This window comes from Streptomyces sp. NPDC048383 (genome assembly GCF_040651775.1).
Classification (GTDB): domain Bacteria; phylum Actinomycetota; class Actinomycetes; order Streptomycetales; family Streptomycetaceae; genus Streptomyces.
In genome coordinates, this window is record NZ_JBEZKS010000021.1 from 1 (window position 1) to 13,810 (window position 13,810).

Consider the following 13,810-nt stretch of genomic DNA (forward strand, 5'->3'; position numbering starts at 1 on the left):
AACGGACGCTTCCTTTGTACTCACCCTCTCGGGCTTTCCTCCGGGCTTTCGTTCTGTGTTGTTCTGTTCTTGCGTTTCCGACTCTATCAGACTCTCTCGGGCCCGATTTCCTCGGTGCTTTCCAGGTCATGCGCTTCCGCGCTTTTCCCTTTCCGGCGATTCCAACTCTACCAGATCATTTCCGGGCCGTTTGTCGACCTGAATTTGAATTCGGTGACCGTTGGGGGTCTTTGGCCTTTCGGCGCTCCGCTACGTTAGCGCTTCCCCCTCGCGACTCATAATCGAGCCGACGGCGAGTAATTCGGGCATGCCGAAAAGGACCCCGCCAGGGGTAAGTCGTAGGTAGTGGTTTGGCCGTTCTGGGGGTCTGCTGAGGCAGTGCCCCGTTCAAGCGGCTCGGACTACGTTAGGCGTCCGGAAGGGTGGAGTCAAGTTGTCCGGCGGCGTGGTGCGTGAGCGCGGTACGGGCTGACCGTGGGGTCGTCCGTGATCCAGTAGCGGTACGGGTGGGCGGCGCCGGCGCCGCCCACTCCCGTGCGCGGGCCGTTGCTCACCAGGTCGGCCGGGGTGGCCGTGCCGGTGAGGAGGGACAGGGGGGAGTCCGGGCCGGCGCAGAGGTCGGTGCCGTCGAGCGAACGGTCCACGTCCAGGGCGGTGGCCAGACGGGCGGGGCCCTTGGCCAGTTCGCGCGGGTATTTGGCTGAGAGCCGACGTTTGGCGGCCAGGTCGGCGCCGACGGTGATCTCGCCGGCGCGCAGGAGTACGCCGCTCGCGTGGCCGGGCGGGCCGCAGACCAGGTTGAGGCTGAACCACATGCCGTAGATGAAGTAGACGTACGCGTGTCCGGGCGGACCGAACATCGATGCGTTGCGGGCGGTGGGGCCGCGGTAGGCGTGGGAGCCGGGGTCGGCCTGTCCCTCGTACGCCTCCACCTCCGTGATGCGCAGTTCGAGGGGGCCGTCCGGGGTGCGGCGGACCAGGGTGCGGCCCAGCAGGTCCGGGGCCACCGTGAGGACCGGGCGGTCGAAGAAGGAACGGGGCAGGGGCGTACGGTCGGGGCGCGCGCTCATCCGGTCGAGCGTAACGGAACGCGCCTCCCTGCAACCGGGGCCTAAGGTTCCGCGTTGGTAAAGGGGGTAGGCGCGTGAGTCGCCACGTCCTTCGTACAGGCCTTAAGGGGAGTTTGAGCATGGGGTTCAGGAAGCTGTTCGCGAGCCTGGGTGCCGGCGGTGCGTCGGTGGACACGATCATCACCGAGCCGAACGTGGTGCCGGGCGGGATCGTCCAGGGTGAGGTGCGGATCCAGGGCGGGTCCGTGGAGCAGCAGATCGAGGGGCTGTCCGTCGGGCTGCAGGCGCGGGTGGAGGTGGAGGGCGGCGACCAGGAGTACAAGCAGGACGTCGTCTTTTCGAAGCAGCGTCTCGGGGGTGCCCTCCAGGTGCAGGCCGGCGCACTGCACGTGGTGCCGTTCGGGCTGGAGATCCCGGCGGAGACGCCGATCACCCACTTCGGGGGTCAGCACCTGCACGGGATGAACATCGGGGTCAGCACCGAGCTGGAGATCGCGCGCGCGGTCGACGCCGGTGACCTGGACCCGATCAACGTGCACCCGGTGCCCGCGCAGCAGGCGATCCTCGACGCGTTCCGGCAGCTGGGCTTCTCGTTCCGCAGTGCGGACATGGAGCGCGGGCACATCCGCGGGACCCGGCAGACGCTGCCGTTCTACCAGGAGATCGAGTTCCTGCCGCCGTCGCAGTACCGCGGGCTGCACCAGGTGGAGCTGACCTTCGTCTCCGACGGGCGCGAGATGGACGTCGTGCTGGAGATGGACAAGAAGCCGGGGCTGTTCAGCGAGGGCAGCGACACCTACCGCTGCTTCCAGGTGGGGCTGCAGTCGTACCAGGAGACCGACTGGGCCGCGTACCTGAACCAGTGGATCGCGTCCGTCGGTTCGCAGCGCAACTGGTTCTAGGCTCGGACCGGTACGCGCAGTCGATCAGGAGGTTCAACAGTGGTTGAGCAGCACAGGGCGCCCCTCCCCCACGCCTTCCACCCGGAGGTCCCCTCCTTCACCGTGACGAGCGCCGATCTGGCGTCCGGCGCGGAGTTGGGCGGGGACCAGGTGCTGTCGGGCGGGAACGTCTCGCCGGCGTTGCGGTGGGAGGGGTCCCCGAGGGGACGAAGAGCTTCGCCGTGACCTGCTTCGATCCGGACGCGCCGACGGGCAGCGGGTTCTGGCACTGGGTGCTGTTCGACCTGCCGGCCTCGGTGACCGAGCTGCCGGCCGGGGCGGGCAGCGGGAAGTTCGAGGGACTGCCCGCCGGGGCCGTGCACGTGCGCAACGACTACGGCACGAAGGACTTCGGCGGAGCGGCCCCGCCGGCCGGGGAGCGGCACCGGTACGTGTTCACGGTGTACGCGGTGGATCAGGAGAAGCTCGGGCCGGACGGGGACGTGTCCCCCGCCGTGGTCGGGTTCAATCTGCGCTTCCACACCCTCGGGCGGGCCCAGCTGATCGGTGAGTACGCGGAGCCCGCGGGCTGATCGTTCGCCGAACGTTTGCCCGGTCCTGGTCTAAAGACGGCCAGGACCGGGCATTTTTATTGCGTTGTCCCGCGTGGCGCGCGCGGCCAGAGTGGTGACGGGCCCTGCCGCCGGTGTGGTCGCGGGCCTGCACACGGGAGGTGGGCGAGATGCGGGACACGCTGGTGCTGAACGCGAGCTTCGAGCCGCTGTCGACGGTGACCTTGAACCGGGCGGTGGTGCTCGTGCTCCAGGACAAGGCCGTGGTCGAGCAGTCGCATCCCGAGCTGCGTGTGCGGGCGGCCACCATGGAGCTTCCGATGCCGCGGGTGATCAGGCTCTGCCGGTACGTGCGGGTGCCCTTCCGAAGACATGCTCCCTGGTCACGGAGGGGGGTGTTGGTCCGGGACCAACACCGTTGCGCGTACTGCGGGAAGCGCGCGACGACCGTGGACCACGTCCTGCCGCGCGCCCAGGGCGGTGGGGACTCCTGGCTGAACACGGTGGCCTCCTGCGCCGAGGACAACCACCGCAAGGCGGCGCGGACTCCCGAGGAGGCCGGCATGCCGTTGCTGCGCAAACCGTTCGTGCCGTCGCCGGCCGACGCGATGCTGCTCGCGCTGGGGGTGGGCGGGCGGGACCCGCTGCCGGAGTGGCTGTCGCGGTCCGCTTAGTCGTCCGCCCCGCGCGCCCGGTTGCCGGGTGCGCGGGGCGGCGTATGTCTCCTACGTCGTTCAGCGGAGCAGGATCTGGACGATGGCGAGGATTCCGACCGTCACGATGACTCCGCGCAGGACGGTCGGCGGGAGGCGGCGTCCGACCTTCGCGCCGATCTGTCCGCCGAGCGTGGAGCCGACGGCGATGAGGAGGACGGCCGTCCAGTCGAACTCCGCGACGAAGAGGAAGAAGACGGCGGCGATGCCGTTCACGAGGGCGGCGATGACGTTCTTGACGGCGTTGACGCGTTGCAGGTCCTCGTGGAGCAGCAGGCCCATGAGGCCGAGGTAGAGCACGCCCTGGGCGGCACCGAAGTACCCTCCGTACGCGCTGGAGAACAGCATGCCGGTGAGGAGGACGGGGCCGCCTTCGCCTTCCGCCGTGTCGGCGCCGGCGGCTTCCCGGCGGCGGCGCAGGGACGCGGCGAGGCGGGGTTGGAGGACGACGAGGACGAGGGCCAGTCCGATGAGGACGGGCACGATCGTGTCGAAGGACTCCGGGGGCAGGACCAGGAGCAGGACCGCTCCCGCGAGGCCGCCGACGAGGGAGACGGCGCCGAGGCGCAGGATGCGGTCGCGCTGCCCCTTGAGTTCGTTGCGGTAGCCGATGGCGCCGCTGATGGAGCCGGGCACCAGGCCGAGGGTGTTGGAGACGTTGGCGGTGACCGGGGGCAGGCCGGTGGCGAGGAGCACCGGGAAGGTGATCAGGGTGCCGGAGCCGACGATGGTGTTGATCGTGCCGGCGCCGATTCCGGCGGCGAGGACCGCGAGTGATTCCCAGATGGACATGGACATGGACGGAGCCATCCCCTTTGCGTGAGTGAGTCGCCTCCCCGCCATGAAGGTCGAGGGGCCTCACCGATCATGCACGAGGGGAGGCCGGGTCAGTCGATGGGGGGCTGCTCGCGCCGGTCGCCGGCGCCCGTCGTGTCGGTGCCGCCCTTGCCGTTGTTCTGCGGGTTGAAGCCGCTCGGGCTGCCGCCGCCCATGGGGCCGAAGTTGCCCATGGCGCCCGAGAGGCCCTTGAGCGCGTCTCCGATTTCGCTGGGCACGATCCAGAGCTTGTTGGCGTCGCCCTCGGCGATCTTCGGGAGCATCTGGAGGTACTGGTAGGCGAGGAGCTTCTGGTCGGCGTCGCCGGCGTGGATGGACTCGAAGACCGTACGGATGGCCTGGGCCTCGCCCTCGGCGCGCAGGGCGGCGGCCTTGGCGTCACCTTCGGCGCGCAGGATGGAGGACTGCTTCTCACCCTCGGCGCGCAGGATCTCGGACTGCCGGACACCTTCGGCCTGGAGGATGGCGGCGCGCTTGTCGCGGTCGGCGCGCATCTGCTTCTCCATCGAGTCCTGGATGGAGGTCGGCGGCTCGATGGCCTTGAGCTCGACGCGGTTGACGCGGATGCCCCACTTGCCGGTGGCCTCGTCGAGGACTCCGCGCAGGGCCGCGTTGATCTCCTCGCGGGAGGTCAGGGTCCGCTCCAGGTCCATGCCGCCGATGATGTTGCGCAGGGTGGTGACGGTGAGCTGCTCGATGGCCTGGATGTAGCTGGCCACTTCGTACGTCGCGGCGCGGGCGTCGGTCACCTGGTAGTAGATGACGGTGTCGATGTTGACGACCAGGTTGTCCTGGGTGATCACCGGCTGCGGCGGGAACGGCACGACCTGTTCGCGCAGGTCGATGCGGTTGCGGATCGAGTCGATGAACGGGACGACGATGTTGAGGCCCGCGTTGAGCGTGCGGGTGTAGCGGCCGAAGCGCTCGACGATGGCTGCGCTGGCCTGCGGGATCACCTGGATCGTCTTGACCAGGGCGATGAAGACCAGAACCACCAGGATGATCAGGACGATGATGATCGGTTGCATGCGGTTCCCCGTGCCCTTCCGGCTGTCTGTGCTGCCCCGTTGAGCGGAGTCTCGCAGACCCCGGGGCCGCGGGTCGGCTGCTTTCTCACATCACGACGGCGGTCGCTCCGTCGATGTCGACGACGTCGACGGACCGGCCGGGTTCGAAACTGGTGTCCGCGTCGAGGCTCCGGGCGGACCAGACCTCGCCGGCCAGTTTGATCCGGCCGCCGCTGCCGTCCACGCGTTCCAGGACGACGGCGGTCCTGCCCTTCAACGCGTCGATGCCGCTGCGGTGTTGGGGGCGTTGGTTGCGGTGCCGGTTGGCGATCGGGCGGACCACGGCGATGAGCGCCACGGACACGATCACGAACACCAGGACCTGGGCGACCACTCCCCCGCCGAGGGCCGCCGTGACGGCGGCCGCCACCGCGCCGACGGCGAACATGCCGAACTCCGGTAGGGCGGTGAGGACCAGGGGGATGCCCAGTCCGACCGCGCCGATGAGCCACCACACCCATGCGTCGATGTCCACATGGTCATGGTAGGTCGGTCGGACGCGGTCGGGACAGGGTGCGACCGGTACGGACCGCTAGCGCAGGGGCAGTCCCTGGGCGGTCCAGCGGTCGTGGTCGTTGCGCTCGACGACCAGCGGGAGGCCGAAGCAGAGGGACAGGTTGCGGGAGGTGAGTTCGAGGTCGATGGGGCCGGCGGCGACGACCTTGCCCTGACGGATCATCAGGACGTGGGTGAAGCCGGGGGCGATCTCATCGACGTGGTGCGTGACCATGACCATGGAGGGGGCGAGCGGGTCCCGGGCGAGGCGGCCGAGGCGGCGTACGAGGTCCTCACGACCGCCGAGGTCGAGGCCGGCGGCGGGCTCGTCGAGGAGGAGCAGCTCGGGGTCGGTCATCAGGGCGCGGGCGATCAGGGTGCGCTTGCGCTCGCCCTCGGAGAGCGTGCCGAACCTGCGCTCCAGGTAGTCGGTCATGCCGAGGCGGTCGAGGAAGGCGCGGGCGCGCTGCTCGTCGATGTCCTCGTACTCCTCGTGCCAGGTCGCCGTCATGCCGTAGGCGGCGGTGAGCACGGTCTGCAGGACGGTCTGCCGCTTGGGCAGCTTGTCGGCCATGGCGATGCCGGCCACACCGATGCGGGGGCGCAGCTCGAACACGTCGGTACCCGGCTTGCCGAGGGTGCCGCCGAGGATCGTGGTGGTGCCCTTGGTGGGGTACAGGTAGCTGGAGGCGAGGTTCAGCAGGGTGGTCTTGCCGGCGCCGTTGGGGCCGAGGATCACCCAGCGCTCCCCCTCCTTCACCGACCAGGAGACCTGGTCCACCAGAGCCCGGCCCTCGCGGACCACGGATACGTCCACCAGCTCCAGAACATCGCTCATGAGCGTGTTGTCACCCCTTGCAGTCACGGTTCTCTGTGCGCCGGCAGGCGCAGCCCCTGGGGAAAACCTACGCCACTCGGGGAGGGGTCCGGTTCCGGGGCCGGGTGCCGGGGCCGATCCGTAAAGTGGGGGGATGCTTTTCGAACCACGTTCAGGGCGGCTGGCCGCCTGGGGGAACGCGCTGCTGGCCGGTTTGGTGTCGCCCGACGAGGCCGCGTCGTCGATCGTCGGTGAGGACGCCGTGCACCGGGTGTCCGGGCTGCCGGGGGAATCGGGTCCGGTGGGGCTCACGCTGGCGCTCGGCCGGTTGCGGGTGCTGGGGGTGAGCGGGCTGCGGGTGGCGCTGCCCGCGCCGGGGCATCCGTTGGGGCTGAGCGGGCCGGCGGAGTTCAACGCGCGGGCGTTGGAGGCCGAGGAGGCGGTGGTCGCGGTGGGGGCGGCGCTGGGATTGGTGCCGGAGGTGGCGGAGGCCGGGCCGGCCGGGGACCTGCACGTCTCGGTGACCTGGCACTGCCTGCCGGTGCGGGAGGCCCCGCCGGCGGACGTGCCGTCGCTCGGGGAGGCGGAGCGGGAGCTGGCGGAGGCGCTGCGCGAGGCGACGGTCGTCCTGACCCGGCTGGACGTGGCGGGGTCGGGGCCGGTCGCGGACGCGGCCCTGTCGGCGTACCGGGCGCGGGCGGAGGCGGGGCGTGACGTCCTGGCCCCGGGGTATCCGCCGCGGGCGGTACGGGTGCTGGCGCTGGCGCAGCGGGTGGACCTGCTGGTGTCGCTGGCGTACGCGAACGGGCCCGGCGGTGCGGTGGCCGCCTCGGAGATGGCGGCGCGCTCGGAGGCGCTGCGGCCGGTGGAGCGGGTGGCGCGGCGGGCCCTGGTGGCGGCGTACAACGCGGCGGTCGAGGAACGCGAGCGGGGCTGACGCCGGAACCGACCGCGCCGCGGCCCCGCTTCCCGGGGAGAGGTGGGGAAGCGGGGCCGCGGGCGTGGGTCAGTGGTTGACGCCGAAGTTGCCGAAGGCGGGGTTGAGCAGGCCGATCACGTTGACGGTGTTGCCGACGACGTTGACGGGGACGTTCACGGGGACCTGGAGCAGGTTCCCGGAGGCCACGCCGGGCGAGTGCTGGGCCACGCCCTCCGCGGACGCACCGCCGTGCGCCGAGGAGACACCCGCGCCGGCGGCGACGAGGCCGCCCGCGATCATGGTGACGGCTGCGGCCTTCTTGAAGTTCTTCACGTTCTCGTCCTCCAGTACGTCTGCCGCGACCAGCCGTCGCGGCACGCCATGGAGAACGCCCGGCCGACGGCCGGGATACGCCATGTGGGGTACATACACCCGACCGTATGAATCTCTGCTGAATCGCCGTGCGCGCACCGATGATCTGATCAGCGCGCCGCGCTCCGCCGTTCCGTCCTACTCCACCATTCCGTGCCTGACCGCCCACAGCGCGGCCTGGGTCCGGTCGGAGAGGTCCAGTTTCATCAGGATGTTCGAGACGTGCGTCTTGACCGTCTTCTCCGACAGCACCAGCGCCCGGGCGATCTCCCGGTTGGAGCGGCCGTCCGCGATCAGGCCGAGGACCTCGCGTTCGCGGTCGGTCAGGGAGCCCGGGCGACCGGCCGAGGAGGGCTGGTCCTCCTGGGCGAGGAGCGCCTGTGCCACCTCCGGCTGGAGCAGGACGTGGCCCGCGTGGACGGAACGGATGGCTCCGGCCAGCGCGTCGGGGTCGATGTCCTTGTAGACGTAGCCGGCCGCGCCGGCCCGCAGGGCGGGGACGACCGTGCGCTGCTCGGTGAAGCTGGTGACGATCAGGACGCGTGCCGGGTTGCCCAGCGAGCGCAGCCGGCGCAGGGCCTCGACGCCGTCGAGGCCGGGCATCTTGACGTCCATCAGGATGACGTCGGGCCGCAGTTCCTCGGCGCGCTCGATGCCCTCCTCGCCGTCGCCGCCCTCGCCGACCACCTCTATGTCGTCCTGGACCTCCAGGAACGTGCGCAGGCCGCGCCGGACCACCTGGTGGTCGTCGACGAGCAGGACGCGGATGCGGGCCGGGGTGTCAGCCACCTGGTACCTCCATCTCGATCGTGGTGCCCTCGCCGGGCTCGGAGCGGACCTCCAGCCGTCCGCCGGAGCCGCTCGCGCGGTCCCGCATGGAGACCAGGCCGAGGTGCCGGCCGGCCTTGCGGACCGTGGAAGGGGAGAAGCCGCACCCCCAGTCGCGCACGCGCAGGACCGCGCCGCCCGCGGGGGTCCGGGCGAGGGTGACCTCGACGCGGTCGGCGCCGGAGTGCCGCAGGGCGTTGTGGAGGGCTTCCTGGGCGACGCGCAGCAGTGCCTCCTCCTGGGTCGCGGGCAGGGCCCGTACGCCGTCGCTGGTGAAGGAGACGTGCGCGGTGTGGGCCCGGTCCAGGACGCGGACGTGGTTGCGCAGGGTCGCGACGAGGCCGTCCTCGTCCAGTGCGGCCGGGCGGAGCTCGGTCACGGCGGCGCGCAGTTCGTCGGCGGCCTCCGCGGCCAGGACGGCGACCTGGTGGAGTTCGCCCTTGGCCCGGCCGGGGTCGCGGTCCACGAGGGCGGCGGCGGCCTGGGCGGTCAGGCGCAGGGAGAAGAGCTTCTGGCTGACGGCGTCGTGCAGCTCGTGGGCGAGGCGGGAGCGTTCCTCGGCGATGGTGAGTTCGCGGCTGCGCTCGTAGAGGCGGGCGTTGGTCAGGGCGATGGCCGCGTGCTGGGCGAGGAGGGAGAGGAGCTCCTCGTCCTCGTCGGTGAAGCCGGGGCGGTCGCTCCCGTCGGCGGGGGCGCCGTGGGCGTGGCGCTTGTTGGCGAGGAAGAGGGCGCCCAGGGTCTCCTCGCCGTCCTTGATGGGCATGCCGAGGAAGGCGGACATGTCGGGGTGGGCGGCGGGCCAGCCCCCGAAGCGCGGGTCCTGGCGTACGTCGGCCAGTCGCTCGGGGGCGTCCTGGTGGAGCATCGCGGCGAGGACGCCGTGCTGGCGGGGCAGGGGGCCGATGCGGCGCCACTGTTCCTCGCTGATGCCGTCCACGACGAACTGGGCGAAGCCCCCGTGGTCGTCCGGGACGCCGAGGGCGGCGTACTCGGCGTCGAGCAGTTCGCGGGCCGACGCGACGATGGTGCGCAGTACGTCGTGGACCTCCAGGCGGCGGCTCATGGCGAGCAGCGCGGTGCTGACGGCAGCGAGTCCCGTACAGGGTCCGTAGTGCATGGGCTCACCGTACCGGCGGCCCTGACCTGCGGGATCGGGCTTCGGGCCTAGGTCGGGCGGCCCGGGGCGTACGGCGGAGGGAGGGGGTCGGGCGGGCGCCGGCTCTGCCCCGGGGACGAGGCGGGAAGGGGTGGGGTCCTCCTCAGGGATGAGGCGGGCGGGCCGGCGGTCACGTTGCGCATTGCTGTCGCAACACCTGGTGAGACCGTTACGTGCCCGATGTGAGCCCCGGCATAGGACCCACATCACTTACGAAGCTGCGTAGTGGACAGGTAAAGGTCCTGTCAGGTCCGGTGCGCCTAGTGCGGTGTCCGTCATTCCCGCTTCGTCCGGGGGCCCTGATCCACTAAGCGGGATCGTACGTCACACCTTTGCCAGGCGTTTTTGCCACCGCTAAGAATGTCGACGTCGCACAGCGCCGCGGATCCCGGATCCGAGCGGCGCCTTCCTGCGACTCCCGCTATTCGAAGAGGTTGCCCCGCCATGTCTGCTTCCAGCACTCCCGGTCACAGTCGTCTGACGAAGGCACACAAGCTGTCCGCTGCCGGCGTCGCCACGCTCGGTGCCGCCGCGCTCGCCTTCTCCCTCGTCCCGGCCGGTGCCGCGCAGACGCAGCAGGCGGTGACGATCAACGCCGCTCCGGTGGCGTGGACCCCCTCGGTACAGCAGCACCTCGGCGCGCAGCAGGCCGTCGCGAACAAGCTGGCGAAGGACTCGGCGGCCGCGAAGGCCAAGGCCGCGGCCGCCGCCAAGGCGGAGCGCGACAAGACGGCGGCCGCGAGCCGGTCCGCCGTCCGCACCCCGGTCTTCGCGAACAACCTCGACGGTTGGATCAAGGAAGCGCTCTTCATCATGAAGCGCGAGGGGATTCCGGGCTCGTACGCCGGTATCCACAAGAACGTGATGCGCGAGTCCAGCGGCAACCCGCTGGCGATCAACAAGTGGGACATCAACGCCCAGAACGGCATTCCCAGCAAGGGGCTGCTCCAGGTCATCCTCCCGACCTTCAAGGCGTACCACGTCAAGGGCACCAAGTTCGACCAGTACGACCCGGTCGCGAACATCGTCGCCGCCTGCAACTACGCGGCCGACCGCTACGGCTCGATGGACAACGTCAACAGCGCCTACTAGGCCGCCGACGCCCCCCAGAACCCCCCATGCGCCTCAGGGCGGCCCCCGGAACCGGGTGGCCGCCCTGAGGCGTTTTCGTGCGCCGGCGGGGCGCGGGGCCCGCGTGCGCGGCGCCGTTACTTGCCGGCGCGCATGACCTCGGGCTCGTGGCGGCGCAGCAGGCGCTGGACCAGGAAGCCGCAGGCGATGCCGATGAGCAGCAGGACGGTGATGTTCAGGCTCCACTGCCCGATGGTGGCGTCCCAGAGCGGGTCGGTGTTCGTCGGGTTGTCGCGGTCCCACGGAGGCATGAGCCTGCCGAGGTTCAGCGTGGCGCCGGCGGCGGCGATGGCCCAGCGGGAGGGCATCAGCCAGGCGAACTGTTCCAGGCCCGGGGAGTCGTAGACCTGGAAGAGGATGCCGGTGAAGACGACCTGGACGATCGCGAACATGACCAGCAGCGGCATGGTCTTCTCGGCGGTCCTGACCAGCGAGGAGATCACGAGGCCGAACATCATCGAGGTGAAGCCGAGGGCGATGACCGACAGGCACAGCTCGACGGCCGGCGGCATCAGCAGGCCCTCGGCGGGCAGGTCGCGCGGGAAGAAGCCGATCGCGCAGATGACCACGCCCTGGACGGCCGTGATGACGCCGAGGACGATCACCTTCGACATGAGGTACGCGGACCGGGACAGGCCGGTCGCGCGCTCACGTTCGTAGATGACGCGTTCCTTGATCAGTTCTCGGACCGAGTTCGCGGCGCCCGAGAAGCACATGCCGACCGCGAGGATCAGCATGATCGTGCCGGCGTCGCCGTTGAACTGGGACGGCGGCCGCGGGGGCGCGAGTCCGAAGGTCGCGGGGATGACCGTGGAGACCACGCCCAGCACCGCGGGCAGGATCAGCATGAGGCCGATGAAGCCCTTGTCGGAGGCGATCACCGAGACGTAGCGGCGGATCAGCGTCCAGAGCTGCGAGCCCCAGCCCTGCGGCTTGGGCGGGCGCATCTGCTGCGGCGAGGGGAAGGCGACGGACTGCGGGGCGACGGCGTCGATGTCGGCGGCGTACAGCTGGTAGTGCTGCGAGCCCTTCCAGCGGCCGGCCCAGTCGTAGTCGCGGAACTCCTCGAAGGCGGAGAACACGTCGGCCCAGGTGCTGTAGCCGAAGAAGTTCAGCGCGTCGTCCGGCGGGCCGAAGTAGGCGACCGAACCGCCGGGCGCCATGACGAGCAGCTTGTCGCAGATGGCCAGCTCGGCGACGGAGTGGGTGACGACGAGGACCGTGCGGCCGTCGTCGGCGAGACCGCGCAGCAGCTGCATGACGTCGCGGTCCATGCCCGGGTCGAGGCCGGAGGTCGGCTCGTCCAGGAAGATCAGCGACGGCTTGGTGAGCAGCTCCAGGGCCACGGACACGCGCTTGCGCTGACCACCGGAGAGCGAGGTGATCTTCTTGTCCTTGTGGACGTCGAGCTTGAGCTCGCGCAGCACCTCGTTGATGCGGGCGACGCGCTCGGATTCGGCGGTGTCGCCGGGGAAGCGGAGCTTGGCCGCGTACTTGAGCGCGGTGCTGACCTTGAGTTCCTTGTGCAGGATGTCGTCCTGCGGGACCAGGCCGATGCGCTGACGGAGCTCCGCGAACTGCTTGTACAGGTTTCGGTTGTCGTAGAGGACGTCGCCCTGGTCGGCGGGCCGGTAGCCGGTCAGCGCCTTCAGGAGCGTCGACTTGCCGGAACCGGAGGGGCCGATGACGCCGATCAGCGACTTCTCGGGGACGCCGAAGGTGACGTCCTTGAGGATCTGCTTGCCGCCGTCGACGGTCACGGTGAGGTGGCGGGCCGAGAAGGAGACCTCGCCGGTGTCGACGAACTCCTCCAGCCGGTCGCCGACGATGCGGAACGTCGAGTGGCCGACGCCGACGATGTCGTTCGGGCCGAGGAGCGCCGTACCGGACTTGGCCAGCGGCTGACCGTTGACGTAGGTGCCGTTGTGGCTGCCGAGGTCGTGGATCTCGAAGCGGCCGCCGGGCATCGAGCGGAACTCGGCGTGGTGGCGGGAGACCTGGAGGTCGGAGACGACCAGCTCGTTCTCCAGCGCGCGACCGATGCGCATGACGTTGCCCAGCGAGAGCTGGTGGAACGTCGTCGGGCTGCGGTGGTCGTGGTGGCCGGGGTTCGGCGCGCTCTGCGCCGGGCCGCCGCCCTGCTGCTGCGGCACGTGCGGCTGCTGGGCCTGGTGCTGCTGCGGCTGGTGCTGCTGGTGCTGCGGCGGCTGCTCCCAGGGCTGCTGCTGGACCGGGGCCTGGTAGGCCGGGGCCTGCTGGTGCGCCTGCCCCTGCGCGGCCGGGACCTGGTAGGCCGGGGCGGACCGGGCGGCGGCCGGGGCGGCGGCGGTCAGGTTCAGCCGCGGTCCGTCGGTCGCGTTGCCGAGGTGGACCGGCGTGCCGGGTACCAGCTCGGTCTGCTGGACCCGCGCTCCGTGCACGTAGGTGCCGTTGGTGCTGCCGTGGTCCTCGATGCCCCAATTCCGGCCGTTCCAGGTGATGGTGGCGTGCCGCCACGACACCCGGGCGTCGTCGATCACCACGTCGCCCTGGGGATCACGCCCCAGTGAGTACGACCGGGACGGATCCAGCGTCCAGGTCCTGCCATTCAATTCCAGTACGAGTTCCGGCACTCCAGCCCCACTTAAGTCCCCCGAGAATCCCCCTGACGTCAGGGAGTCTAGGGATGGCGAACATCCGGGGGAACTATTTCAGGCCTGCGGCCACATGTGGAATCGGGGCCCGACGGGGGTGCCCGCGGTCGCCCCCGGGCGGGGGTAGAAGTCGCCCGGAGAGTGAGATACGGGGACTTCTCGCCCGGGATCCGCCCGGGTGCGGGACCCCTGCGGGGCCGGTGCGGGGCCGGTGCGGGACCCCTGCGGGGCCGGTGCGGGGCCGGTGCGGGGCGGCGGACGGGCCCGTGCGAAGGGGGCGGCTCAGGGAGTGGGACGGATGTCCGTCCGGCGGGGCCGG

Annotated in this window: 13 protein-coding genes and 1 pseudogene; 5 read left to right on the top strand and 9 right to left on the bottom strand. The window is 70.6% G+C overall.

Annotation, left to right across the window (positions count from 1 at the left end):
* Positions 1 to 428: 428 nt before the first annotated feature.
* The gene (locus AB0D46_RS16760) at positions 429 to 1,070 is read right to left on the bottom strand and encodes a DNA-3-methyladenine glycosylase (RefSeq protein WP_362878065.1); all 642 of its coding nucleotides are present in this window, start codon (positions 1,068 to 1,070) and stop codon (positions 429 to 431) included.
* A gap of 119 nt (positions 1,071 to 1,189) precedes the next feature.
* On the opposite strand from AB0D46_RS16760, the gene AB0D46_RS16765 reads away from it, so the two are divergent.
* The 3 genes and pseudogenes from AB0D46_RS16765 (at position 1,190) to AB0D46_RS16775 (ending at position 3,197) form a co-directional block, all read left to right on the top strand.
* Positions 1,190 to 1,972 (top strand): sporulation protein, encoded by a 783-nt coding sequence (locus AB0D46_RS16765; RefSeq protein ID WP_362878066.1) that lies wholly within the window; start codon positions 1,190 to 1,192, stop codon positions 1,970 to 1,972.
* Positions 1,973 to 2,011: 39 nt separating this feature from the next.
* A pseudogene (locus AB0D46_RS16770) lies at positions 2,012 to 2,544 on the top strand (YbhB/YbcL family Raf kinase inhibitor-like protein).
* Between the two features lie 149 nt (positions 2,545 to 2,693).
* Positions 2,694 to 3,197, top strand: a complete 504-nt coding sequence (locus tag AB0D46_RS16775) for an HNH endonuclease (protein ID WP_362878067.1) — start codon at positions 2,694 to 2,696, stop codon at positions 3,195 to 3,197.
* 60 nt (positions 3,198 to 3,257) lie between these two features.
* On the opposite strand, the gene AB0D46_RS16780 is transcribed toward AB0D46_RS16775, so the two are convergent.
* From AB0D46_RS16780 to AB0D46_RS16795, 4 genes are all read right to left on the bottom strand, one after another.
* The gene (locus AB0D46_RS16780; protein ID WP_362878192.1) at positions 3,258 to 4,028 is read right to left on the bottom strand and encodes a sulfite exporter TauE/SafE family protein; all 771 of its coding nucleotides are present in this window, start codon (positions 4,026 to 4,028) and stop codon (positions 3,258 to 3,260) included.
* A 95-nt stretch (positions 4,029 to 4,123) separates the two neighbouring features.
* The gene (locus tag AB0D46_RS16785) at positions 4,124 to 5,101 is read right to left on the bottom strand and encodes an SPFH domain-containing protein (protein WP_362878068.1); all 978 of its coding nucleotides are present in this window, start codon (positions 5,099 to 5,101) and stop codon (positions 4,124 to 4,126) included.
* A gap of 85 nt (positions 5,102 to 5,186) precedes the next feature.
* Positions 5,187 to 5,615: an NfeD family protein gene (locus AB0D46_RS16790; protein WP_362878069.1), complete on the bottom strand. Its 429-nt coding sequence runs from the start codon at positions 5,613 to 5,615 to the stop codon at positions 5,187 to 5,189.
* 57 nt (positions 5,616 to 5,672) lie between these two features.
* Positions 5,673 to 6,473, bottom strand: a complete 801-nt coding sequence (locus AB0D46_RS16795) for an ABC transporter ATP-binding protein (RefSeq protein WP_362878070.1) — start codon at positions 6,471 to 6,473, stop codon at positions 5,673 to 5,675.
* Between the two features lie 133 nt (positions 6,474 to 6,606).
* Between AB0D46_RS16795 and AB0D46_RS16800 the strand changes: the two genes are divergently transcribed.
* The gene (locus tag AB0D46_RS16800) at positions 6,607 to 7,389 is read left to right on the top strand and encodes a hypothetical protein (RefSeq protein WP_362878071.1); all 783 of its coding nucleotides are present in this window, start codon (positions 6,607 to 6,609) and stop codon (positions 7,387 to 7,389) included.
* Between the two features lie 69 nt (positions 7,390 to 7,458).
* Here AB0D46_RS16800 and AB0D46_RS16805 read toward each other — a convergent pair whose 3' ends face one another.
* From AB0D46_RS16805 to AB0D46_RS16815, 3 genes are all read right to left on the bottom strand, one after another.
* On the bottom strand, positions 7,459 to 7,704 hold the full coding sequence (locus AB0D46_RS16805) for a chaplin (protein WP_362878194.1): 246 nt from the start codon (positions 7,702 to 7,704) through the stop codon (positions 7,459 to 7,461).
* A gap of 177 nt (positions 7,705 to 7,881) precedes the next feature.
* Positions 7,882 to 8,532, bottom strand: coding sequence for a response regulator transcription factor (locus AB0D46_RS16810; RefSeq protein WP_362878072.1), 651 nt, complete (start codon positions 8,530 to 8,532; stop codon positions 7,882 to 7,884).
* Positions 8,525 to 9,688 carry a GAF domain-containing sensor histidine kinase gene (locus AB0D46_RS16815; protein ID WP_362878073.1) on the bottom strand — a complete coding sequence of 388 codons (1,164 nt, stop codon included), beginning with the start codon at positions 9,686 to 9,688 and terminating at the stop codon, positions 8,525 to 8,527. Before AB0D46_RS16815 ends, AB0D46_RS16810 begins: the two co-directional genes overlap by 8 nt.
* A gap of 483 nt (positions 9,689 to 10,171) precedes the next feature.
* On the opposite strand from AB0D46_RS16815, the gene AB0D46_RS16820 reads away from it, so the two are divergent.
* Complete coding sequence (locus tag AB0D46_RS16820; RefSeq protein WP_362878074.1) at positions 10,172 to 10,819, top strand: transglycosylase SLT domain-containing protein; 648 nt, start codon at positions 10,172 to 10,174, stop codon at positions 10,817 to 10,819.
* Between the two features lie 116 nt (positions 10,820 to 10,935).
* On the opposite strand, the gene AB0D46_RS16825 is transcribed toward AB0D46_RS16820, so the two are convergent.
* Entirely contained in the window at positions 10,936 to 13,470 is a 2,535-nt protein-coding gene (locus tag AB0D46_RS16825; RefSeq protein WP_362878075.1) for an FHA domain-containing protein, read from the bottom strand.
* Between the last annotated feature and the right edge of the window lie 340 nt (positions 13,471 to 13,810).

What these genes read in the sequence shown, in the direction of transcription:
- AB0D46_RS16815 (WP_362878073.1), bottom strand. Translation starts at nt 9,688, where the DNA reads ATGCACTACGGACCCTGTACGGGACTCGCTGCCGTCAGCACCGCGCTG.
- AB0D46_RS16820 (WP_362878074.1), top strand. Translation starts at nt 10,172, where the DNA reads ATGTCTGCTTCCAGCACTCCCGGTCACAGTCGTCTGACGAAGGCACAC.
- AB0D46_RS16780 (WP_362878192.1), bottom strand. Translation starts at nt 4,028, where the DNA reads ATGTCCATCTGGGAATCACTCGCGGTCCTCGCCGCCGGAATCGGCGCC.
- AB0D46_RS16765 (WP_362878066.1), top strand. Translation starts at nt 1,190, where the DNA reads ATGGGGTTCAGGAAGCTGTTCGCGAGCCTGGGTGCCGGCGGTGCGTCG.
- AB0D46_RS16795 (WP_362878070.1), bottom strand. Translation starts at nt 6,473, where the DNA reads ATGAGCGATGTTCTGGAGCTGGTGGACGTATCCGTGGTCCGCGAGGGC.
- AB0D46_RS16785 (WP_362878068.1), bottom strand. Translation starts at nt 5,101, where the DNA reads ATGCAACCGATCATCATCGTCCTGATCATCCTGGTGGTTCTGGTCTTC.
- AB0D46_RS16775 (WP_362878067.1), top strand. Translation starts at nt 2,694, where the DNA reads ATGCGGGACACGCTGGTGCTGAACGCGAGCTTCGAGCCGCTGTCGACG.
- AB0D46_RS16760 (WP_362878065.1), bottom strand. Translation starts at nt 1,070, where the DNA reads ATGAGCGCGCGCCCCGACCGTACGCCCCTGCCCCGTTCCTTCTTCGAC.
- AB0D46_RS16800 (WP_362878071.1), top strand. Translation starts at nt 6,607, where the DNA reads ATGCTTTTCGAACCACGTTCAGGGCGGCTGGCCGCCTGGGGGAACGCG.